The sequence below is a fragment of the Paracidovorax wautersii genome, assembly GCF_900113035.1.
Taxonomy (GTDB): Bacteria; Pseudomonadota; Gammaproteobacteria; order Burkholderiales; family Burkholderiaceae_C; genus Paracidovorax; species Paracidovorax wautersii.
Map to the genome: position 1 here is coordinate 61,381 of NZ_FONX01000004.1, position 23,215 is coordinate 84,595.

The window sequence follows — 23,215 nt, forward strand, 5'->3', positions numbered from 1 at the left end:
ATGAGCTTATGCCCTGCGCTTCGCAGGCCGGTCTTTAGATCGTGAACACTTTCTTAGCGCCGAATCGGCCTGCAGCCCGCATGGGATAAGCGCAGTTTGCTCTGATTACGATAGCGCAGCGGGCGCCGGCCGCGTGCGGTAGAACTGCATGGGCACGGCCTGCATCTCCTTGGCGTGCTGGTTGAGCACCGATTTCTTCATGCGGCCCACCACATGCATCTCGCAGGGCTTGCAATCGAAGCGCAGGGTCAGCTTTTCCTTGCCGTTGACCAGCTGCAGCGGCTCGGCCTTGATGGTGCCCTTGACGCCGATCACGCCCTTGGCCTGCTTGGGGCAGAGGCTCATGGAAAAGCGCACGCAGTGCTTGGTGATCATCAGGCTCACCTCGCCTTCCTCTTCCTTCGACTCGTAGGCCGCGTCGATCACCTTCACGCCGTGGCGGGCGTAGAAGTCGTGCGCCTTGTGGTTGAAGACGTTGGCCAGATAGCTCAGCGTGTCTTCGGGGAAGGGCGCGGGCGGCTCCACCGGCGTGGCGCGCGGCAGGCGCACGAAGCCGGCTGCGCGCGCGGCCTCCAGCGCCTCGACCGCGTCGCGGCGCAGCTGGTTGAGCGCGGAGGCCGGCACGAACCAGGGCTGCGAGAGGGTGAGCGCGATGTCGTGCACCGCGAAGATGGTGGCGCCGAAGCGGCCCAGCTGCTCGCGCAGCGTGGCCTCGGCGCGGGCTGCGTCGGTGGCGGGCTGGTGCGGCTGCACGATGGCGGCGCTGCCCGTGAAGCCGTCCTCGTCGGTCAGCGTGAGGCCGAAGCCGTCCGGCGTTTCCGACAGCTGCGCCCAGAGGCCGATGCGGCGGTCGCTGGACTTCTTGTCGAGCGTGCGCACCCAGTCCATGTCGCGGTTGCGGTTGACCTCCAGGCCTTTGCGCAGGTCCTTGAAGCCGGCGATCGGGTCCTTGGGGAACACGCGCCACAGGCCCTTCTTCGCGTTGATGGCTTCGGCGCGGTTGATCTGCAGGCCCACCAGTTCCTTCTGCAGGTCGTAGTAGCAGAGGCCGTCGCCGTTGTGCAGCACGGTGTCGGGGCTGGAAAGCTCCAGCTCGGCGAAGTTCTCGCCCACCTTGGTCACCCAGCCGATGGCGCGGCCCGGGGTCTTGGGCGTGTCGAAGGCGCCGATGTCTTCCTTGCGGCCGTTGACGAAGTAGTCGGTGAACTCGCGGTTGAAGTTCTGGTCCGGGTCGGGCGTGAAGCCGAAGGTGGTGCGGCCCGAAGAGGAGCGCGCCAGCGGCCGGGCCGTGAATTCGCGCTCCTCGATGATCTCGTCGAGCAGCTTGCGGTAGTGGGCCGTGATGTTCTTCACGTAGCCCATGTCTTTATAGCGCCCCTCGATCTTGAAGCTGCGCACGCCCGCGTCGATCAGCGCGCGCAGGTTGTCGCTCTGGTTGTTGTCCTTCATCGAGAGCACGTGCTTTTCGTGCGCGATGATGCGGCCATTCGAGTCCAGCACCTCGTAGGGCAGGCGGCAGGCCTGGTTGCAGTCGCCCCGGTTGGCGCTGCGGCCGGTGTGGGCGTGGGTGATGTAGCACTGGCCCGAATAGGCCACGCACAGCGCGCCGTGCACGAAGAATTCGATGGTGGTGCGCGCCGGGTCGGTGGCGGCGCGCACGGCGGCGATCTGGCCCAGGTCCAGCTCGCGGGCGATCACGATCTGCGAGAGGCCCGCATCCTGCAGGAAACGCGCCTTCTCGGGCGTGCGGATGTCGGTCTGCGTGCTGGCGTGCAGCTGGATGGGGGGCAGGTCCAGTTCCAGCAGGCCCATGTCCTGGATGATGAGCGCGTCGGCGCCGGCGTTGTACACCTGCCAAGCCATCTGGCGGGCGCCTTCGAGCTCGTCGTCGCGCAGGATGGTGTTGAGCGTGATGAAGATGCGGCTGCCGAAGCGGTGCGCGTGGCGGATGAGCCGTTCCAGGTCGCGCATCTCGTTGCCGGCGCCGGCCCGCGCGCCGAAGGCGGGGCCGCCGATATAGACGGCATCGGCGCCGTGGTTGACGGCCTCGATGCCGATGTCGGCGTCGCGCGCGGGGGAGAGCAGTTCGATCTGGTGGGGCAGCAGGGACATGGGGCGGGATTATCCCAGGGCCGCCCCCGAAAGGAATCCGGTCAGGTTCTTGCAGCTAGTATCGGGGGCTGTCGAAAACCCTTTCCCTGGAGACTGAATGCTCATCTCGTCCACCATCCAACGCCTGCGTTTTCCCCTGCAACTGACGGCCCTGGCCTGCGCTCTGGCCGCGGCCGGCGCCGCTTCGGCGCAAGACGTGCAGGTCGTCAAGATCGGCCATGCCGGCCCCGTGTCCGGCGGCATCGCCCACATCGGCAAGGACACCGAGAACGGCGTGCGCATGGCGGTGGACGACCTGAACGCGCAGAACCTCGTCATCGGCGGCAAGAAGATCAAGTTCGAGCTGGCGGCCGAAGACGACGCGGGCGACCCGCGCCAGGCCACCGCCGTGGCGCAGAAGTTCTGCGACATGAAGGTCGCGGGCGTCGTGGGCCACCTGCAGTCGGGCACCTCCATTCCCGCTTCTACCGTCTATGACAAGTGCGACCTGCCGCACATCACCGCGTCGGCCACCAACCCCGACCTGACCAAGCCCGGCTACAAGACCGCCTTCCGCCTGATCGCCAACGACAACGCGCTGGGCGCGGCGCTGGCCATCTACGCGGCCGACCACCTCAAGCTCAAGACCGTGGCCATCATCGACGACCGCACGGCCTACGGCCAGGGCGTGGCGCAGGTCTTCAAGGCCACCGCGCAGCAGCATGGCCTGAAGGTGGTGGGCGAGGAATTCACCAACGACAAGGCCACCGACTTCATGGCCATCCTGACCTCGCTCAAGAGCAAGAAGCCCGACGGCATCTTCTACGGCGGCCTGGACGCGCAGGCCGGCCCCATGCTGCGCCAGATGGCTCAGCTGGGCATGGGCGACACGAAGTTCTTCGGCGGCGATGCGCTCTGCACCGAAAAGCTGCCCGAGCTGGCCAGCAAGTCGCCCGCCCTCGCGAACGTGACCTGCGCCACCGGCGGCGCCTCGGTCACCAAGATGCAGGGCGGCGCCGAGTGGAAGAAGCGCTACGACGCCAAGTTCCCCGGCCAGTTCCAGATCTACAGCCCCTACGCCTACGACGCCGCCATGGTGCTGGCCGACGCGATGAAGCGTGCCGACTCGGTCGATCCGCGCAAGTACACGCCCTTCATCTCCCAGACCCACTACAAGGGCGTGACCGCCAACATCGCCTTCACGTCCAAGGGCGAGCTGACCAAGCCGGCCGTGACGCTCTACAGCTATCCCAACAACGTGCGCGTGCCGCTGAACTGATCCACCGATTCGATCGGCGCTTTCCTGCAACGGCCGCTCAAGCGGCCGTTGTGCTTGGAGGCCTGCTGTGATCGAAATGCCTTGCAGCCCTTTCCCCATGCGCGCTAGCTGCTATTGAAAAATGAGTGAACTGCAGACGCCCGACGCCGTGCCCGATCCGGAGCAGGACGTGGCCTGGATGCGCCTGGCCCTGGCCGAGGCGCATGCTGCCGCCGAAGCCGGCGAGGTGCCGGTGGGCGCCGTCGTGGTCCGCAGCGGCCAGGTGGTCGCCACCGGCCGCAACGCGCCCATCGCCGGGCACGACCCCACCGCGCATGCCGAGATCGCCGCGCTGCGCACCGCCGCCGAGCGGCTGGGCAACTACCGGCTCGACGGCTGCACGCTCTATGTGACGCTGGAGCCCTGCGCCATGTGCAGCGGCGCCATGCTGCATGCGCGGCTGGCGCGCGTGGTGTTCGGCGCGGCCGATGCCAAGACCGGCGCGGCCGGATCGGTGGTCAACCTGTTCGCGGAGGAACGCCTCAATCACCAGACCCAGCTGCAGGGCGGCGTGCTGGCCGATGAGTGCGGCGCGCTGCTGAGCGGCTTCTTCCAGCAGCGCCGGCAGCAGCAGCGCGAGCGCGCCCAGGCGGCCCACCCGCTGCGCGACGACGCCCTGCGCACGCCCGAGCGGGCCTTCGGCGAGCTGCCCGGCTACCCCTGGGCGCCGCGCTACCTGAGCGACCTGCCCGCGCTGGCCGGCCTGCGCCTGCACTACCTCGACGAAGGACCGCAGGACGCGCCGCGCACGTGGCTGTGCCTGCACGGCCTGCCCACCTGGAGCTACCTCTGGCGGCAGATGCTGCCCGTCTTCCTGGCCGCGGGCGACCGCGTGGTGGCGCCGGACCTGATCGGCTTCGGCCGCAGCGACAAGCCGAAGAAGGAAGCCGCCCACGATCCGGCCTGGCACCGGCAGGTGCTGGCCGAGCTGGCCGGGCGGCTGGACCTGCGCCGCACCGTGCTGGTCGGGCACGACCTGGGCGCCACGCTGGCGCTGGCCCTGGCGCCCGCGCTGCCGGGCCGCATCGCCGGGCTGCTGGCCATCGATGCCTGGCTGCCGGAGGCGGGCGGGGGCAATGAAGCGCCTTCCGCACGCCGCCCGCAGGCGCGGGGCGACTGGCGCCGCCGCTGCGCGACGCAGCCGCGCCTGGCGCCCGGCGCGCTGCTGGCCGAGCAGGCGCCCGGCATGCCGCCCGCCGAGGCGGCGGCCTATGACGCGCCCTTTCCCGACGCGGGCTACCGCGCCGCCGTGCGCACCTGGGCCGTCGCTGATGCCGGCGCGGCGGGCCTCTTGCCCGGGAGCGAAGACTTCTGGCGCAGCGGCTGGCAAGGCCCCAGCCTGCTCGTCGCCGGCACCCGCCCACCGGCGGCCGGCCTGCAGGCCCTGCAGCGCCTGGGCGCCCGCCTGCACGGCGCGCCGCCCGTGTGGCCGCTGCCCGGCTGCGGCCCCTGCGTGCCCGAAGAGCAGGGCAGGGCGGTGGCCGAACGCGCTGTGGAATACTTCCGCACCTGATGCCGGCCCCGCGCCCTTTTTGCGGCGTGCGGCCCTGGCGCTCTCTTTTCGACCCGTCTTTCCGGAGCGGCCCGCGGTTCGCGGCCCGACATTCCCATGCCCAAGAAACCAGTCCCCGCCGCCCAGGCCCACCTGCAAGGCGATGAGCACGGCCATCGCCACGGCCCGCTGCACATCTACATCTATTCGCCCTCCGGCGCGGTGCGCGACAAGGCCGCCTTCAAGCGCGGCGTAGCGCGCCTGAAGGCCATGGGCCATGAGGTGGAAGTGGATGCCGACGCGCTGGCCTCGCACACGCGCTTCGCCGGCGACGACGCCACGCGCCTGGCCGCCATCCACCGCGCGGCCGCCAGCGGCGCCGACGTGGCCATGATCTCGCGCGGTGGCTACGGGCTCTCGCGCATCCTGCCGGGCATCCGCTACAAGGCCCTCGCCAAGGCGGTGGCGGGCGGCACGCGCTTCATCGGCCTGAGCGACTTCACCGCGCTGCAGTGCGCGCTGCTGGCGCAGACCGGCGCCACCACCTGGGCCGGCCCCGCGTTGGTGGGCGACCTCGGCTGCGAGGGCGATCCCGACGACATCATGCTGGCCTGCCTGGAAGACCTGTTCGAGGGCCACGGCGAAGGCGCCGGCTGGCGCATGTCGGCCGAAAAGCCCCTGCCTTCGGGCGAGCCCGCCGTGCGCGACATCTACGTGAAAAGCGCCACGCTCTGGGGCGGCAACCTGGCCATGCTCGCCTCGCTGGTGGGCACGCCCTACATGCCCGACGTGCGCGGCGGCATCCTCTTCCTGGAAGACGTGAACGAGCACCCCTTCCGCATCGAACGCATGCTCACCCAGCTGCTGCATGCTGGCGTGCTGGCCCGCCAGAAGGCCGTGGTGCTGGGCCAGTTCAGCGACTACAAGCTCAGCCCGCACGACAAGGGCTTCAAGCTGCAGAGCGTGGTGGACTGGCTGCGCACGCAGATCAAGGCCCCGGTGCTCACCAACCTGCCGTTCGGCCACGTGCCCACCAAGGTGCTGCTGCCCGTGGGCGCGCCCGTGTCGCTGTCGGTCGAAGGGCGCGATGCGCTGATCTACTGGGGCCACACGCACTGAGTGAAGCCCGTGCCCACCGGCGGCTGCGATCGCGGAGCGGACGGGATGGGCTGACACGAACGGCTGGCAGCATAGGCAAGGCCCCGCGTCGCGGGCGCCGCAACGGGCGGACCAAGGCGAGGGGAACGGGCGATGGGTTGGATTCAGAAGACGGCGGTGGGCCTGGTGGCCACCGCCTTGCTGGCGGGTGCGGCGGTGGCCGTCTATGTGCAGCGCAGCTTTCCCGCGCTGGACGGCAGCCTGCAGGCCGCCGGGCTGGCGCAGGCCGTGCAGGTGCGGCGCGACGCGGCCGACGTGACGCACATCGAGGCCGCCACGCCGTTCGACGCCTGGTACGCGCTGGGCTACGTGCATGCGCAGGAGCGCACCTGGCAGCTCGAATTCAACCGCCGGCTGATGCACGGCGAGCTCTCGGAACTGTTCGGCCCCGCCGCGCTGGACACCGACCGGCTCATGCGCACGCTGGACATCATGGGCGCCGCCCGCCGCCAGTACGCGGGCCTGCCGCTCTTCGCGCGCGAGGCCCTGCAGGCCTACAGCCGCGGCATCAACGCCTTCCACCAGCACCGCACGCAGGCGCTGCCGCCTGAATTCCTGCTGCTGGGCGCCAAGCCCGGCGGCGCGGACGGCACGGCCTGGTCGCCCGAAGACAGCGTGGGCTGGACGCTGATGCTGGCGCTGGACCTGGGCGGCAACTGGGGCAGCGAATTCACCCGCTTGTCGCTGGCCCGCCAGCTGCCCACCGATCGCCTCTGGCAGCTGATGCCGCCATACCCCGGCGAGCAGCCCGCCACCGCCGTGGACCTGCACGCGCTCTACCAGCGCCTGGGCGTCTATCGCAAGGGCGATGCCCCGCCCGGCGCCGACTCCGGCGAAGACACCGACAACGACGCGCGGGCCGACGCCGCGCCCGAACGGCTGGCCGCCCTCGCGCAGGACATCGCCGCCCAGGCCGGCGACCCGGGTGGGCGCGGCAGCAACAACTGGGTGGTGTCCGGCACGCGCACGGCCAGCGGCAAGCCGCTGCTGGCCAACGACCCGCACCTGGGCCTGAGCGCGCCGGCCATCTGGTACTTCGCCGGCCTGAAGGCGCCGGCCGGCCACGCCAGCGACGGCACGCCCGTCGCCGCGATGGACGTGGTCGGCGCCACGCTGCCGGGCCTGCCCTGCGTGGTGCTGGGCCGCACGGCGCAGGCCGCCTGGGGCTTCACCAACACCGCGCCCGACGTGCAGGACCTCTACCTGGAGCAGATCGACCCGCAGGACGCATCGCGCTACCGCACGCCGGACGGCTGGGCCCGATTCGCCCAGCGCGAGGAGGTCATCCGCGTCAAGGGCCAGCCCGACGTGCGCATGACGGTGCGCAGCACGCGCCACGGCCCGGTGCTGAGCGACGCGCAGCCGTCCGCGCACGGCGCCGTCATCGACCTGCGCCGCTACGTGCTGGCGCTGCGCTGGACGGCGCTGGACGCCGACAACCAGACCGCGCTGGCCGGCCTGCTGGCCAACCAGGCGCGGTCGGTGGACGAGGTGTTCCAGGCGTTCTCCCACTACCACTCGCCCATGCAGAACGTGGTGGCGGCCGACGTGCAGGGCCACATCCGCTTCAAGGCCATGGGCCGCGTGCCCGTGCGCGGCCCGGACAACGACCTGCGCGGCGTGGCGCCCGCGCCGGGCTGGGAGGCGCGCTACGACTGGCAGGGCTGGCTGCCGCTGGCCGACACCCCGCAGGACGACGGTGCCGCCAGGGGCTGGATCGCCACCGCCAACCAGCGCATCACGCCGCCCGGCTACCCCTATTTCCTGACCGGCGACTGGACGCCCCCGTACCGCTACGACCGCATCGCCGAGCGCCTGGAGGCCACGCCGCGCCACGACATGGGCAGCATGCGCGCGCTGCAGCAGGACACCGTCTCGCTGGCCACGCAGCGCCTGCTGCCGCAGCTGCGGGCCGCCGCATCGAACCACCCGCTGGCCGGCGCCGCGCGCGCCCAGCTGCAGGGCTGGAACGGCGACATGCGCGCCGACAGCGCCGCGCCGCTGATCTTCGCGGCCTGGGCCGACGAACTGGCCCGCGGCCTGCTGCGCCCGCGCCTGGGCGACGAGCGCTTCGCCGCGCTCTACGGCCGGCGCGACTTCCGCCTGGCGGTGGAAGGCATCCTGCAGCGCAACGACGCCTGGTGGTGCCAGCCGCTGAGCTGCGCCCAGCAGACCGGCGCGGCGCTGGACCGCGCGCTGCAGCGGCTGTCGGCAGGCTACGGCGCCGATCCCGCCCGCTGGCGCTGGGGCCGGGCGCATCCGGCCGTGAGCCAGCACCGCCCGTTCGACAACGTGCCGCTGCTGGCGCCGTTCTTCGACGTCAGCGTGCCGTCGCCGGGCGACACCTACACCGTCGATGTGGGCCAGTACAACCCGGGCAATGTGCAGGAGCCCTTCGTGAGCCACCACGCGCCCTCGCTGCGCGCCATCTACGACCTGGCCGACCCGGAGCGCTCGCTCTTCATCTACCAGACGGGCCAGAGCGGCCTGGTCTTCTCGCCGCGCTACCGCGACATGGCGCAGGCCTGGGCGCAGGGCGGCATGCGGCCGCTGCAGCTGGCGCCGGCGCATTTCGCGCACCGGCTGGTGCTGCAGCCCTGAGATCGTGAACACGTTCTGAGCGGGCGGCGCCTCCCCGTCAGCGGATCGAGAGGGCGCCCGCCGCCTGCGCCAGCTGCTCGCGGGCGGCCTGCAGGTCGGCTTCCAGGGGCTGGTCCAGCCGGCGGATGAAGGGGCAGGTCAGCACGGCCAGCGCCTGGCCCTGCGGCCCCAGCACGGGCATGGAGATGTCGATCACGCCGTAGGCCTGCTGGCTGTCGCCCTGCCACCAGCCCTGCGCGCGGATGCGCTCCAGGATGGTGTGCAGCTCGGCCGGCTGCATGGGCGCATCGCCCTGCGCGCCCTCCAGCGCCTGCTGCTCGGCCAGCATCTCGGCGCGCCGCTCCTCCGACTGGAAGGCCAGCATCACGTGGCCCGAGCCCGTGTCGATCAGGCTCACGCGCACGCCCAGGCGGATCGACAGGCCCCAGTTGCCCGGGCCGTTGACCTGCGCCACCACCGTGATGCCGCCCCGGTCGTAGATGCCCATGTGGCAGGACTGCTGCGCCGCGGTGGCGAAGGCCTCCATCACCGGCAGGGCCTGCGACACCATGCGCTCCATGGGCGGGTGGCTGTGGCCCAGCACGAAGAGCTTGAGGCTGAGCGCGTAGCGGTCGCCCTGCGGCGAACGGGTGACGTAGTCGCGCGCCACCAGCCGCTCGAGCATGCGGTAGATCTCGCCCGGGCTGCGTCCCATGGCCTTGACGATCTCGGCCCGCGTGAGGCCGTGGGGCTGGCCGGCCAGCAGCTCGAGGATGTCCAGCCCCTTGTCCAGGGCGGGGGCGCGGTAGCGATCGGATTCTTCGGTCATGGCGGGGCGTTGGGATGAGGGGGCGGCACCGGGCAGGCCCGGCGCGTGCGGCTGCGGAATTCTCCGGGCAATCGGGCGCTGCCGTGCCCGGCACTTTGGCAGTGGCCCGGGCGCCACAGGAGCAGGGTATCTCCTCATTGGCGCTGCCCGCTGCAAGTTTTTACATTGTGCGCTGATGAATGAAAAGTTCATCAATGAATTTCTGCCGGGGCCTATCTGCCTCGGCAGGCCTTCCGGCGCATGGCCCTGCGCCGGAAAGCAGGGCGCGCGACCCGCGCCGTGCCGGCGGGCTGTGTCGGGCGTGGCCCGATTCGATTATCCAGAACGATTCACTACAACGGAGATGAGGAACATGCACAAGAGCATCAACAAGACCCTGGTGGCTGCAGCCGCCGCCGTGGCCGCCGCAGGCGCGCTGCCTTCCCTCGCGCAGGCGCAGTCCGCCGTCACGCTCTACGGCCGCGTGGTCGCCGGCGTCGAATACATCAACAAGATCGCCGATCCCGTCACCGGCCAGACCAACTCGCTCACCCGTGCGGCCGACAACCAGTGGGGCACGAGCATGATCGGCTTCCGGGGCAAGGAAGACCTGGGCGGCGGCCTGAGCGCCGTCTTCAACCTGGAAGGCGGCTTCAGCGCCACCAAGGGCACGACCGGCACCGCGTTCTTCAACCGCCGTTCGCTGGTGGGCCTGAGCAGCGCCACCTGGGGTACCTTGATGGTCGGCAAGAACCTCTTCAACAGCAACGACGTGTGGAACATCGACCCCACCGGCCAGCAGTTCATGAGCAGCGCCACCCTGGTGCGGGGCCGCAACTGGCAGGGCGTGAACAACCTCATCGAATACACCACGCCGAACTTCGGCGGCTTCACGGCCAACGTGCAGGTGGGCCTGGGCGAGCAGCCGGGCTCGAACAAGCAGCTGCGCAACGAAGGCCTGTCGCTGGCCTATGCCGCCAACAACCTGGAACTGCGCGCCATGTTCAACAACCGGCATGACGCGAACGGCAACTACAGCGACGTCTATACGTCGTCCAAGGAGGCCATCCTAGGCGGCACCTACCGCATCGGCGCGGCCAAGCTGTTCGCCGCCTATGACGCCATCTCGGCCCCCGACGCCGTGGCCGGCGCACCCAGCAAGCTCAAGCACGGCTGGCTGGGCGTGCGCTACGACGTGACGCCGGCGCTGACCCTGATCGGCGCGGGCTACCGCGTGAGCGCCAACCGGGGCAACGGCAATGCCACGCTGCTGATGGTGGGCGCGGACTACTACCTCTCCAAGCGCACCTTCCTGTACGCATCGCTGGGCGGCGTGAACAACAGCTCCACCGCCAACTACGCCGCCGACGTCACCGTCAACGGCCCGGGCGCTGGCGCATCGCAGCGCGCCATGTACGTGGGCATGGGCCATTCGTTCTGAGCCCGCACCCGCGCTGATACCCGTTTTTTCATTGCGAGCCGGATGAACCGGCATTGGGGCTGCCGCGCTGATCGCCGGCAGCCTTTTTTTCGTCCGGGGCGGGGCTGCCGCGCTCCCCGCCGCCTGCGCGTCAGCGGCCGTGCGGGCCGGCCGTGCCGATGCGCAGCGTCTGCTGCGCGGCCCGGCTTTCTTCGCCGGTCTTGAAGACCGAGACGGTGCTGCGCATGGCCTCGGTCTGCTCCTTGAGCTTGAGGGCCACGGCGGCCAGTTCTTCGACCGCTGCGGCATTGCCCTGCGTCACGGTGTCCATCTGGTTGATGGCTGCGGAGATCTGGCCCACGCCCGAGCTCTGCTCCGCCGATGCACGGGAGATCTCCGTCATCATCTGCGCGACCCGGCCCACGGCGGACATCACCTGCTCGAGCCGCTTGCCCGCTTCTTCCACCAGTTCGGTGCCCGTGCGCACCTGGTTGGCCGAATCCTCGATCAGCGCCTTGATCTCGTGGGCCGCCGTCGCGCTGCGCTGGGCCAGCGTGCGCACTTCGGATGCGACCACCGCGAAGCCGCGGCCCTGCTCGCCTGCGCGGGCCGCTTCCACGGCGGCGTTCAGCGCCAGGATATTGGTCTGGAAAGCGATGCCGTCGATCACGCTGGTGATGTCGCCGATCTTGCGCGAGCTGCTGCTCACGACGTTCATGTTGTCCGCCATGCGCGAGAACACGGAGCGGCTCTGCTCCATGAGCGCCGCGGCTTCGCTGGCCGTGCGGTCGGCCTGCGCGGAGTGGGTGGCGTTCTGCTCGATGGTGCGGGTGAGCTGCTCCATGCTGGAGGCGGTCTCTTCGAGCGAGGCGGCCTGGTCTTCGGTGCGGGCGGACAGGTTCACGTTGCCCTGCGAGATCTCGTCCGCGCCCTGGGCGATCACGTCGGCGCTGGTGCGGATCTCGGCCACCATGCGCGCGAGGTTGAGCTGCATCTGGCTGATGCTGTGCATCAGGCTGTCGCTGTCGCCCGGGCGCAGCGGCACGGTTTCATCGACATAGCCCTGCGAGATGCGTTGCGCGATCTCGGCGGCCTGGGAGGGCTCGCCCCCCAGCGTGCGCACGATGGAGCGGCCGAAGTACCAGGCGAGCGCGCCCAGCACCAGCACCGCCGCCGCCAGGATGGCCGCCATGAAGCGGGCCTGCCGCCAGAAGGCCTCTTCGATGTCCTGCGTAAAGAAGCCCGTGCCCACCCACCAGCCCCAGGGCTCGAAGGCGTACACCCCGTTGAGCTTGGGGGCCATGTCGCCGGAGGGTAGCTGCGCGCGGATGCTGGCGATGCCCATGCCGTTGACGCCTTCGCGCATGGCCTTGAGGTAGGCGTCGGTGTCGGAGCTGCCGTCCATGGCCTTGCCGGACGACTGCGTGCCGATGACCTTGGGGTTGAAGTGCGCCAGGTTCAGCCCCGCCGGCGTGCGCACCCAGTAGTAGCTGCGCTGCTTGTCGTTCAGGGAGATCAGCGCCTGCTTGGCCGCCTCCTGCGCCTGCTCGCGGGTCAGGCTGCCGTTCTTTTCGAGCTCGTGGTAGTGGCCGACCAGCGTGCGCGAAATGCTCAGCATGTTGAAGATCTGGGCGCGCCGCTCGTCCACGCCGTAGGAGCGCAGATTGAACAGCGAGAGCACCCCCAGGGCGCAGAGCATGAGGATGGCGGCGAGCGAGAAGACGAGAAGTCGGGTGGAGACTTTCATGGGATGGGCTTTCATTCCAGGTTGCGGGCCGTGGGGCTCTGATGCGGCATGGCTGGCGCTGCGTCGCCTCCTAGGAGGGTCGCAGGCTCGTTCGGGTCGGGAGCACCACCGGGTCCGGGCAGCCATGTCATTGCCTGGGCGGCGGCCGCCCAGGCCTGTCATCCGTGGCCGGGGCGTACGGCGCCTAGGCTAACACTTTGTAGCCAGAGTTAACATTTCCGTGTGGAATGTATTGACAGTCCCTCCACTGCCGCTTGGGGGGCGAGGCCGGGCCATTGGGGATGGCGCTGGCATGGGCACGGGGACTGGCACGGGGCGATGCGGGGCAGGGCATGGGGCGCACCCACCCCTGCCGATCGCGCTTCAAGGCGACCCCGCGGGATCGCCAAAGGGCTCTTTAGACCGTGTTCACGATCCCCTGCGAGATCGTGAACAGGTTCTTAGAACGTGTTTACGATCTCCCAGGGGTCGCGCAGCTACGTCGGCGGGATGGGATGCAAGGCGCGGTGCGCAGTGGATAGCACGGCTATCCACAAGCGCCGCAACGCAGCAGACCGCCCGCCGACGTAGCTGCCCTTCGGGTTGGAGCGAAATCGGGCGATTGGAGGCCCCGGCTGCTTGCATGGGCACCAGCCCATGCGGCGCATCCGAGGCATCCACTCATCCCGATTGCGTTCCAACGCGATCCCCTGCGAGATCGTGAACACGTTCTTAGCGCCGCTTGCCGCCGAACAGGTTGCCCAGCACGCCGCGCAGGATCTCCTTGCCCAGCGAGGTGCCCATGGTGCGCACGGCCGACTTGGCCATGGTCTGCACCAGGCCGTCGTGCTTGCCGCCGCGCGGGCCGGTGGTGCCGAAGAGCACGTCGTTGAGGCCATCCATGAGGCCGCCACCGCCCGCTGCGGCACCGCCGCCCGCCGGTGCAGCGCCGCCAGGGGCTTCCTCCGCGCGGCCGCGCAGCTTCTCGTAGGCCGATTCGCGGTCCACGGCCTGCTCATAGACGCCCGCCACCAGCGACTGGGCCAGCAGCGCCTGCCGCTGCTGCGGCGTGATGGGGCCGATCTGGCTGCCCGGCGGCAGCACGAAGGCGCGTTCGGTCACGCTGGGGCGGCCCTTGGCGTCCAGCAGGCTCACCAGGGCCTCGCCCACGGCCAGTTCGGTGATGGCGGCCTCGATGTCCAGCCCCGGCTTGGGCCGCATGGTGGTGGCCGTGGCCTTGACGGCCTTCTGGTCGCGCGGGGTGAAGGCGCGCAGGGCGTGCTGCACGCGGTTGCCCAGCTGCGCCAGCACGCTGTCGGGAATGTCCAGCGGGTTCTGGGTGACGAAATAGACGCCCACGCCCTTGGAGCGCACCAGCCGCACCACCAGTTCGATGCGCTCGACGAGCACCTTGGGCGCTTCGTTGAAGAGCAGGTGGGCCTCGTCGAAGAAGAAGACCAGCTTCGGCTGCTCGGGGTCGCCGATCTCGGGCAGCGTCTCGAACAGCTCCGAGAGCATCCACAGCAGGAAGGTGGCGTAGAGCCGGGGCGAATTCATCAGCTTGTCGGCCGCGAGGATGTTCACCACGCCCCGGCCATCGACGGTCTGCATGAAGTCGCTGATGTTCAGCATGGGCTCGCCGAAGAATTTGTCGCCGCCCTGGGTCTCGATCTGCAGCAGCCCGCGCTGGATGGCGCCCACGCTGGCGGCGCTGATGTTGCCGTAGGTGGTGGTGAAGTCCTTGGCGTTCTCGCCCACGTGGGCCAGCATGGCGCGCAGATCCTTCAGGTCCAGTAGCAGCAACTGCTGGTCGTCGGCGATCTTGAACACCAGGTTGAGCACGCCCAGCTGCGTCTCGTTCAGGTTCAGCATGCGGCCCAGCAGCAGCGGGCCCATGTCGGAGACCGTGGCGCGCACGGGGTGGCCCTGCTCGCCGAACACGTCCCAGAGCGTGGTGGGGCAGGCCACGGGCTCGGGCAGCGGCAGGCCGCGCTCTGCCAGCGTGGCGGCCAGCTTGTCGCCGATGCGTCCGGTCTGGCTGATGCCGGTGAGGTCGCCCTTCACGTCGGCCATGAAGACGGGCACGCCGATGCGCGAGAAGCCTTCGGCCAGTGACTGCAGCGTCACCGTCTTGCCGGTGCCGGTGGCGCCGGTGATGAGCCCGTGGCGGTTGGCCAGCGCGGGCAGCAGGTGGCATTCGGCGGTGCCCGAGCGGGCGATCAGGATGGGTTCGGCCATGATGGAGGGACAGTCAAAAGTAAAATCGCGGACTGAAGGTTAATACAGCACGAAAAGCAAAAAGGACACCCGTGGCAGGACACAGTAAATGGGCGAACATCCAGCACCGCAAGGGGCGGCAGGACGAGAAGCGCGGCAAGATCTGGACCCGGATCATCCGTGAAATCACGGTGGCGGCCCGTGCCGGTGGCGGCGACGTGTCGGCCAACCCGCGCCTGCGCCTGGCGATCGAGAAGGCCAAGGCCGCCAACATGCCGGCCGACCGCATCAAATACAACATCGACAAGGCCACCGGCAACGCCGAGGGCGTGAGCTACGAAGAGATCCGCTACGAGGGCTACGGCATCGGCGGCGCGGCCATCATCGTGGACACGATGACCGACAACCGCGTGCGCACGGTGGCCGAAGTGCGCCATGCCTTCAGCAAGCACGGCGGCAACATGGGCACCGAAGGTTCGGTGGCCTTCCAGTTCAAGCACTGCGGCCAGCTCATCTTCGCACCCGGCACGGATGAAGACCGCGTCATGGAAGCGGCGCTGGAAGCCGGCGCCGAAGACGTGGTGACGGGCGACGACGGCGCCATCGAGGTGCTGACGTCCTTCGCCGACTTCGAGGCCGTGAAGAACGCCCTGGAGGCGGCGGGCTTCAAGCCCGAGATCGCCGAAGTCACCATGCGCGCCGAAAACACCATCGAGCTGGAAGGCGACGACGCCGCCCGCATGCAGAAACTGCTCGACGTCCTGGAAGACCTGGACGACGTGCAAGAGGTCTATCACAACGCAGCCCTATGAAAATTCTCGTGATTGGTGGCGGCGGCCGTGAACACGCAATGGCCTGGAAGATCAGCCAGTCGCCCAAGGTCAGCAAGGTCTATGTGGCTCCCGGCAACGGCGGCACGGCCCTGAATCCCAAGCTGCAGAACCTGCCCATTACCGACGTGCGCGAACTGCGCGCCTGGGCGCAGGAGCAGAAGATCGCCCTGGCCGTGGTCGGCCCCGAGGCGCCTCTGGCGGCCGGCGTGGTGGACGAATTCCGTGCCCACGGCCTGCGCATCTTCGGCCCGACCAAGGCCGCCGCGCAGCTCGAAAGCTCCAAGGCCTTCTCCAAGGCCTTCATGAAGCGCCACGGCATCCCCACGGCCGAATACGAAGCCTTCACCGACCCGGCAGCCGCCCACGCCTACGTGGACCGCCTGGGCGCGCCCATCGTCGTCAAGGCCGACGGCCTGGCCGCCGGCAAGGGCGTGGTCGTGGCGATGACGCTGCAGGAAGCCCACGACGCGGTGGACTTCATGCTGGTGGACAACAAGTACGGCGTGAGCCACAACGACGGCGGCGCCCGCGTGGTGATCGAGCAGTTCCTCGAAGGCGAGGAAGCCTCCTTCATCGTGCTGTGCGACGGCAAGAACGTGGCGGCCCTCGCCACCAGCCAGGACCACAAGCGCCTCAAGGACGGCGACCAGGGCCCGAACACCGGCGGCATGGGCGCGTATTCGCCCGCGCCCGTGGTCACGGCCGACGTCCACGCCCGCGCCATGCGCGAGATCATCCTGCCCACCATCCGCGGCATGGAAAAGGACGGCATTCCCTACACCGGCTTCCTGTACGCCGGCCTGATGATCGATGCGGGCGGCCACCCCAAGACGCTGGAATTCAACTGCCGCATGGGCGACCCCGAGACCCAGCCCATCCTGATGCGTCTCAAGAGCGATCTGGTGGACGTGCTGGGCGCCGCGATCGACGGCAAGCTCGACCAGGTCGACATGCAGTGGGACCGCCGCCCCGCGCTGGGCGTGGTGATGGCCGCGCACGGCTACCCCGAAGACCCGCGCAAGGGCGACGCCATCAACGGCCTGCCGGCCGATGCCGACGACGCCATGGTGTTCCATGCCGGAACGGCGCTGAAGGACGGCGTGCCCCACACCACGGGCGGGCGCGTGCTGTGCGTGACGGCCCTCGCCGACAGCGTCAAGCTGGCGCAGCAGCGCGTCTATGACGTGGCGCGCGGCATCCACTTCGACGGCGCGCAGTACCGCCGCGACATCGGCCACCGCGCCATCAAGAGCTGATGGACGCCGGCGCGCCTTCCCAGCCGCAGGCCTCGCAGCCGCCGCTGCACCCCGGTGGCGTGGCCGCCCGGGTGCGCGGCTACCTGGTCGGCCTGCAAGCCCGCATCACCGATGCGCTGGAACAGGTCGAAGGCCCGGTGGAGCAGGGTGGGGCGCGCTTTCTCGCCGACGCCTGGAACAAGCCGCCGGGCGAGACGCTGCAGGGCGACGGCATCACCAAGATCCTGGAAGGCGGGCGCGTGTTCGAGCGCGCCGGCTGCGGCTTCTCGCACGTGCGCGGGCCGCGCCTGCCGCCTTCGGCCACGGCCCACCGGCCGGAGCTGGCCGGCGCGCCGTTCGAGGCCATGGGCGTGTCGCTGGTGTTCCACCCGCGCAACCCCTACCTGCCCACCGTCCACATGAACGTGCGCATGATCGCGGCCGGCCACCCGGGCGCCGAGCCCGTGTGCTGGTTCGGCGGCGGCATGGACCTGACGCCCTTCTACGGCTTCGACGAAGACGCCGTGCATTTCCACCGCAGCTGCCAGCAGGCGCTGGCGCCCTTCGGCGACGACAAATACCCCCGCTTCAAGCAGTGGTGCGACGAGTACTTCTTCCTCAAGCACCGGGGCGAGCAGCGCGGAGTGGGCGGCATCTTCTTCGACGACTTCTCCGAGCTGGGCTTCGAGCGGAGCCTGGCCATGATGCAGTCGGTGGGCGATGCCTTCCTGGGCGCCTACCTGCCCATCGTGGAGCGCCGCCAATCCATGCCCTACGGCGAGCGCGAGCGCGCATTCCAGCTCTACCGCCGCGGGCGCTACGTCGAATTCAACCTGGTCTGGGACCGGGGCACGCACTTCGGCCTGCAGTCGGGCGGGCGCACCGAATCCATCCTGCTGTCGATGCCGCCGCTGGCCGGCTGGGCCTACCAGCGGCAGGACCCGCCGGGCTCGCCCGAGGCCGAACTGACGGCACGCTTCCTGCAGCGCCGCGACTGGCTGGGTGCCTCCGAAGGCGATCAACTATAATTTTGATAGCTGCCAGCGCTTGAAGCCATTGCGCCAAGTGCCTGAAAAGCATCCGATCCGGCGCCTGCATGCCGGAAGGTGGAGGGATCGGTCCTACTGGCCGGCGCTTCGCCAGCCCGCTATAAACCTATTTCCTCCTCACTGAACACAGCCTGATGACCACCTCCAGCAAATCGGAATCCGCCGCCAAGAAAGACGTGACCAAGCTCCAGCGCGCCATCGTGGACGGGCTGGAAGACGTCAAGGCGCAAGACGTGCAGGTGTTCAACACCGAGCACCTGTCCCCGCTGTTCGAGCGGGTCATCGTGGCCTCGGGCACGTCCAACCGCCAGACCAAGGCGCTGGCCTCCAGCGTGCGCGACGCGGTGCGCGAAGCGGGCTTTCCCAAGCCCCGCACCGAGGGCGAGGACAACGGCGAGTGGATCATTGTGGACTGCGGCGCCGCCGTGGCGCACATCATGCAGCCGGCCATCCGCCAGTACTACCGCCTCGAAGAGATCTGGGGCGACAAGCCCGTGCGCCTGAAGCTGGGTGCGCCCAAGCCCGCCGCTGCCGTCGCCAGCGAAGACGCTTCGGCCAAGAAGAAGCCGGCCCGCAAGAAGGCCGCTGCCGCCGCGCCGGCCCAGCCGGCACGCAAGCCCGGCGTTTCCAGGGCCAAGCCCGCCGCTGCTGCGCCGGCCGAAGCCAAGAAGGCGCCTGCGAAGAAGGCTGCGGCTGTTTCCTCCCGCGCCCCGGTCAAGACGACGGCTGCGAAGACCGCTGCCAAGCCAGCATCGAAGGCCACTGCGGCCAAGACGACCGCTGCGAAGGCACCGGCCGCCAAGTCCGTGAAGACGGTGAAGACCGTGGTGGTCAAGCCCGCCGTGAAGAAGACCGCGCCCAAGACCGCTTCCGGCAAGGCCGCGCCGAAGTCCGGCACCAGGGCCACGGCACGCCCGGCCGCCGCTGCAGCCAAGAAGGCACCGGCCCGCAAGAAGGCCGTCTGAGGCCCGCTGCGGCACATCGCGGGGCGCCTGAACAGCGGCGCCCCGTGCGTTTCCCCTTTCCCGTGATCCATCCCCCCGCCAGCCGATGAAGCTCCTGATCGTGGCCGTGGGCCAGCGCGTTCCCGACTGGGCGCAGACGGCCTATGACGATTACGCCAAGCGCTTTCCGCCCGAGCTGAAAGTCGAGCTCAAGGCCGTCAAGACCGAGCCGCGCGGCTCCAAGACGCTGGAAACTCTCTACGCCGCCGAGCGCGAGCGCATCGAGGCCGCCATTCCGCGCGGCACGCGCATCGTCGTGCTCGACGAGCGCGGCACCAACCTGACCACCAAGGCCCTGGCCCAGCGCCTGAAGGACTGGCAGATGGGCGGCGACGACGTGGCCCTGGTTATCGGCGGCCCCGACGGGCTGGAGCCGGCCTTCCGGCAGTCGGCGCACGAACGCATCCGCCTCTCCGACCTGACCCTGCCGCACGCCATGGTGCGGGTGCTGCTGATCGAGCAGCTCTACCGGGCATGGTCCGTCAACGCCGGCCACCCGTACCATCGGGAGTGAGAACGTGTTCACGATCTCCCAGGGGGCGCGCAGCGGTGTGGGCGGGATGGGATGCAAGGCGCGGTGCGCAGTGGATAGCACGGCTATCCACAAGCGCCGCAACGCCGCAGACCGCCCGCCCAGACCGCTGCCCTTCGGGTTGGAGCGAAATCGGGCGATTGGAGGCCCCGGCTGCTTGCATGGACATGAGTCCATGCGGCGCACCCGAAGCATCCACTCATCCCGATTGCGTTCCAACGCGATCCCCTGCGAGATCGGGAACACGTTCTGAGTCCGCGCGCGCGGCCGTGCGCCGCAGCCGCAGCCCGATCGCTTTGCTCTTCGTTTGATAGCTGCCTGCGCAGGCAGGTCAAGCGCTGCCGGCACTTTTCCTTCTGAATTCCTGATTCACTCCCCATGGCCGACTTCATCTACCTCGCCTCCCAAAGCCCGCGCCGCCGCCAGTTGCTGGAGCAGCTGGGCGTGCGCCATGAACTGCTGCTGCCCAACGCCCGCGGCGACGAGCCCGAAGACGCCGAGGCCATCGAGGCCGTGCTGCCCGGCGAGTCGCCCGATGCCTACGTGCAGCGCGTGACCGGCCTCAAGCTCGACGCCGCCATCGCCCGGCGCGCGCGGCGCGGCCTGCCCGATGCGCCCATCCTGTGCTCCGACACCACGGTGGCGCTGGGCGCCGACATCCTTGGCAAGCCGGACGACGCGCAGGACGCCGCCCGCATGCTGGCGCGCCTGGCCGGGCGCGAGCACCGCGTGCTGACGGCGGTGGCGCTGCAGGCCGCGGGCGGTCCGCGGCGGGCGGCGCTCTCGGTCTCGCAGGTGCGCTTCGCGCCGATGACGGCCGCGCAGATCGATGCCTACGTCGCCACCGGCGAGCCCATGGGCAAGGCCGGCGCCTACGGCATCCAGGGCCGGGCCGCCGCGCATGTGGAACATCTGGCGGGCAGCTATTCGGGCATCATGGGCCTGCCCATGTTCGAGACGGCGCAGCTGCTGCGCCAGGCCGGCTTCGCTCTCTGAGCGCGCCTTTCTCCTTTCCCCACCGCCCACACCATGCAACAAGACATCCTCATCAACTGGTCGCCCCAGGAAACCCGCGTGGCCGTCGTGGAGCACGGCGCCGTGCAGGAGCTGCACGTGGAGCGCACGCTGGAGCGCGGGCTGGTGGGCAACGTCTATCTGGGCAAGGTCTCGCGGGTGCTGCCGGGCATGCAGTCGGCCTTCATCGACATCGGCCTGGACCGTGCGGCCTTCCTGCACGTGGCCGACGTGTGGCACCGCCAGGAGGGCGGCGAGGCGCCCATGTTCGCGCGCAAGGGCGAGCCGCCCGTGCCCATCGAGAAGCAGGTGTTCGAGGGCCAGTCCATCATGGTGCAGGTCATCAAGGACCCCATCGGCACCAAGGGCGCGCGCCTGTCCACGCAGATCAGCATCGCCGGGCGGCTGCTGGTCTTCCTGCCGCAGGATGACCACATCGGCGTGTCGCAGAAGATCCCGGTGGCCGAGCGCGACGCGCTGCGCGCGCGGCTGCAGGCGCTGGTGGGCGACAAGGCCACTGGCGGTGGCGGCGGCTTCATCCTGCGCACCAACGGCGAAGATTCGAGCGACGCCGAGCTGGCCGAAGACATCGCCTACCTGCGCAAGACCTGGGCTCGCATCAAGCAGGCCGGGCTGCGCCTGCCTGCCGGCTCGCTGCTGCACCAGGACCTGAGCCTGCTGCAGCGCGTGCTGCGGGATCTGGTGGGCGAGGAGACGACGAGCATCCGCATCGATTCGCGCGAGCAGTTCGAGCAGCTGCACGCCTTCGGCACCGAATTCATGCCGGCGGCCGTGCCCAAGCTGCAGCTCTACAAGGGCGAGCGGCCGATCTTCGACCTCTACGCCATCGACGAAGAGATCGCCCGGGCCCTGGGTCGGCGGGTCGATCTGAAATCGGGCGGCTACCTCATCGTGGACCAGACCGAGGCGCTGACCACGGTGGACGTGAACACCGGCGGCTACGTGGGCGCCCGCAACTTCGACGACACCATCTTCCGCACCAACCTGGAGGCGGCCGGCGCCATCGCCCGCCAGCTGCGGCTGCGCAACCTGGGCGGCATCATCATCGTGGACTTCATCGACATGGTGCGCGAAGACCACCAGACCGCCGTGCTGGCCGAGTTCCGCAAGCAGCTGGGGCGCGACCGGGTCAAGACCACGGCGGGCGGCTTCTCGCAACTGGGCCTGGTGGAGATGACGCGCAAGCGCACGCGCGAATCGCTGGCCCACATGCTCTGCGAACCCTGCGCCCACTGCCAGGGCAAGGGCCAGGTGAAGACGGCGCGCAGCGTCTGCTACGACGTGCTGCGCGAGATATTGCGCGAGGCCCGGCAGTTCAACCCGCGCGAGTTCCGCGTGGTCGCCTCGCCGCGCGTGGTGGAGCTGTTCCTCGACGAGGAAAGCCAGCATCTGGCCGGCCTCTCGGACTTCATCGGCAAGCCGATCTCGCTGCAGTCCGAAAGCGCCATGGCGCAGGAGCAGTACGACATCGTGCTGCTCTGAACCCGAACGCGCGTTTCAGAGCTTCTTGAGCCGCGCGATCGCCTCGCGCAGCGTCGCGTCCCGTTTGGCGAAGCAAAAGCGCACCACGCGCTGGTCGAAGCCGTCGCCGTAGAAGGCCGAGAGCGGGATCGCCGCCACGCCGATCTCGCGCGTCAGCCACTGGCAGAAGTCGGCCTCGCCCAGGTCGCTCACGGCCGAGATGTCCACGCACTGGAAGTAGCTGCCCGTGCTGGGCAGCAGCTTCAGGCGCGAGCCCTCCAGCCCCTGGCGGAACAGGTCGCGCTTGGCCTGGTAGAAGGCCGGCAGCTGCAGGTAGGGCGCGGGGTCTTCCAGATAGGCCGCGAGGCCGTGCTGCATGGGCGTGTTGACGGTGAACACGTTGAACTGGTGCACCTTGCGGAATTCCGCCGTGAGCGGCGCGGGCGCGGCCACCGTGCCGACTTTCCAGCCCGTCACGTGGAAGGTCTTGCCGAAGCTGGAGACGATGAAGGCGCGCGCCGCCAGGCCCGGAAAGCGCGCCGCGCTCTGGTGCTGGGCGCCGTCGAACACCATGTGTTCATAGACCTCGTCGCTGATGAGCAGCACGTCGGTGGGCGCCAGCAGCTCCTGCAGCGCCAGCATGTCCTGCTCCGTCCACACGGTGGCGCTGGGGTTGTGCGGCGTGTTGACGATGATCGCGCGCGTGCGCGGCGTGATGGCCGCGCCGATGGCCGCGAAGTCCGGGCGGAAGCTGCCGGGCACCAGCGGCACGCGCACCACGGTGCCGCCGGCCAGCTCGATGTTGGGCACATAGCTGTCGTAGCAGGGCTCCAGCACGATCACCTCGTCGCCCGGCCGCACCGTGGCGAGGATGGCGGTGAGGATGGCCTGCGTGGCGCCAGCGGTGATGGTGATCTCGGTATTCGCGTCGTAGGCGCGGCCGTGCAGCGCCTCGATCTTGCGCGCCACGGCCTGCCGCAGCGCCGGCACGCCGGTCATGGGCGGGTACTGGTTGTGGCCGGCCTGCATGGCGCGGGTCACGGCATCGACCAGGGCCGGGTCGCAGGCGAAATCGGGGAAGCCCTGTCCCAGGTTCACCGCGCCGTGCTCGGCCGCCAGCGCCGACATCACGGTGAAGATGGTGGTGCCCACCTGGGGCAGCTTGCTGGGGACGGCGGGCGTGCGGGGCGAGAGCGGTGCGGCGGAGTTCATGCGGCGGAAGGCGGTGGGGCGGGGCGGGAAATACGGGGGACTGG

The 23,215-nt window shown here is 69.6% G+C and carries 17 protein-coding genes; 12 read left to right on the forward strand and 5 right to left on the reverse strand.

Features of this window, described 5'->3' with window-relative positions; genetic code table 11:
* Positions 1–105 precede the first annotated feature (105 nt).
* Positions 106–2,112 carry a peptidase U32 family protein gene (locus tag BM070_RS07275; protein ID WP_092939004.1) on the reverse strand — a complete coding sequence of 669 codons (2,007 nt, stop codon included), beginning with the start codon at positions 2,110–2,112 and terminating at the stop codon, positions 106–108.
* Between the two features lie 97 nt (positions 2,113–2,209).
* Here BM070_RS07275 and BM070_RS07280 point away from each other — a divergent pair, with 97 nt between their 5' ends.
* The 4 genes from BM070_RS07280 to BM070_RS07295 all read left to right on the forward strand — a co-directional run bounded on the left by BM070_RS07280 (position 2,210) and on the right by BM070_RS07295 (position 8,660).
* Positions 2,210–3,370, forward strand: a complete 1,161-nt coding sequence (locus BM070_RS07280; RefSeq protein ID WP_092939005.1) for a branched-chain amino acid ABC transporter substrate-binding protein — start codon at positions 2,210–2,212, stop codon at positions 3,368–3,370.
* A gap of 121 nt (positions 3,371–3,491) precedes the next feature.
* Positions 3,492–4,922: a tRNA adenosine(34) deaminase TadA gene (gene tadA, locus BM070_RS07285; RefSeq protein WP_092939006.1), complete on the forward strand. Its 1,431-nt coding sequence runs from the start codon at positions 3,492–3,494 to the stop codon at positions 4,920–4,922.
* 96 nt (positions 4,923–5,018) lie between these two features.
* Entirely contained in the window at positions 5,019–6,020 is a 1,002-nt protein-coding gene (locus tag BM070_RS07290; RefSeq protein ID WP_092939007.1) for an LD-carboxypeptidase, read from the forward strand.
* Between the two features lie 132 nt (positions 6,021–6,152).
* Positions 6,153–8,660 carry a penicillin acylase family protein gene (locus BM070_RS07295; RefSeq protein WP_092939008.1) on the forward strand — a complete coding sequence of 836 codons (2,508 nt, stop codon included), beginning with the start codon at positions 6,153–6,155 and terminating at the stop codon, positions 8,658–8,660.
* Positions 8,661–8,697: 37 nt separating this feature from the next.
* Here the strand turns inward: BM070_RS07295 and BM070_RS07300 are convergent, their stop codons facing one another.
* Positions 8,698–9,468, reverse strand: coding sequence for an IclR family transcriptional regulator (locus BM070_RS07300; RefSeq protein WP_092939009.1), 771 nt, complete (start codon positions 9,466–9,468; stop codon positions 8,698–8,700).
* 352 nt (positions 9,469–9,820) lie between these two features.
* Between BM070_RS07300 and BM070_RS07305 the strand changes: the two genes are divergently transcribed.
* Positions 9,821–10,888 carry a porin gene (locus BM070_RS07305; RefSeq protein ID WP_092939010.1) on the forward strand — a complete coding sequence of 356 codons (1,068 nt, stop codon included), beginning with the start codon at positions 9,821–9,823 and terminating at the stop codon, positions 10,886–10,888.
* A 130-nt stretch (positions 10,889–11,018) separates the two neighbouring features.
* On the opposite strand, the gene BM070_RS07310 is transcribed toward BM070_RS07305, so the two are convergent.
* A complete protein-coding gene (locus tag BM070_RS07310) occupies positions 11,019–12,614 on the reverse strand; it encodes a methyl-accepting chemotaxis protein (protein WP_175518451.1) in 1,596 nt (531 codons plus the stop codon).
* Between the two features lie 711 nt (positions 12,615–13,325).
* Entirely contained in the window at positions 13,326–14,831 is a 1,506-nt protein-coding gene (locus BM070_RS07315; protein WP_092939012.1) for a helicase HerA-like domain-containing protein, read from the reverse strand.
* Positions 14,832–14,902: 71 nt separating this feature from the next.
* On the opposite strand from BM070_RS07315, the gene BM070_RS07320 reads away from it, so the two are divergent.
* The 7 genes from BM070_RS07320 (at position 14,903) to rng (ending at position 21,980) form a co-directional block, all read left to right on the forward strand.
* On the forward strand, positions 14,903–15,622 hold the full coding sequence (locus BM070_RS07320) for a YebC/PmpR family DNA-binding transcriptional regulator (RefSeq protein ID WP_092939013.1): 720 nt from the start codon (positions 14,903–14,905) through the stop codon (positions 15,620–15,622).
* Complete coding sequence (purD, locus tag BM070_RS07325; RefSeq protein ID WP_092939014.1) at positions 15,619–16,899, forward strand: phosphoribosylamine--glycine ligase; 1,281 nt, start codon at positions 15,619–15,621, stop codon at positions 16,897–16,899. The genes BM070_RS07320 and purD overlap by 4 nt, the downstream gene beginning before the upstream one ends.
* Complete coding sequence (gene hemF / locus BM070_RS07330; RefSeq protein ID WP_092939015.1) at positions 16,899–17,906, forward strand: oxygen-dependent coproporphyrinogen oxidase; 1,008 nt, start codon at positions 16,899–16,901, stop codon at positions 17,904–17,906. Before purD ends, hemF begins: the two co-directional genes overlap by 1 nt.
* A 155-nt stretch (positions 17,907–18,061) precedes the next feature.
* Positions 18,062–18,892 carry a ribosome silencing factor gene (gene rsfS / locus BM070_RS07335; RefSeq protein WP_092939016.1) on the forward strand — a complete coding sequence of 277 codons (831 nt, stop codon included), beginning with the start codon at positions 18,062–18,064 and terminating at the stop codon, positions 18,890–18,892.
* A gap of 85 nt (positions 18,893–18,977) precedes the next feature.
* Entirely contained in the window at positions 18,978–19,445 is a 468-nt protein-coding gene (gene rlmH, locus BM070_RS07340; protein WP_092939017.1) for a 23S rRNA (pseudouridine(1915)-N(3))-methyltransferase RlmH, read from the forward strand.
* A gap of 396 nt (positions 19,446–19,841) precedes the next feature.
* On the forward strand, positions 19,842–20,459 hold the full coding sequence (locus BM070_RS07350) for a Maf family protein (protein WP_092939019.1): 618 nt from the start codon (positions 19,842–19,844) through the stop codon (positions 20,457–20,459).
* Positions 20,460–20,492: 33 nt separating this feature from the next.
* A complete protein-coding gene (gene rng / locus BM070_RS07355; protein ID WP_092939020.1) occupies positions 20,493–21,980 on the forward strand; it encodes a ribonuclease G in 1,488 nt (495 codons plus the stop codon).
* A 15-nt stretch (positions 21,981–21,995) separates the two neighbouring features.
* Here the strand turns inward: rng and BM070_RS07360 are convergent, their stop codons facing one another.
* Entirely contained in the window at positions 21,996–23,171 is a 1,176-nt protein-coding gene (locus tag BM070_RS07360; protein ID WP_092939021.1) for a pyridoxal phosphate-dependent aminotransferase, read from the reverse strand.
* Between the last annotated feature and the right edge of the window lie 44 nt (positions 23,172–23,215).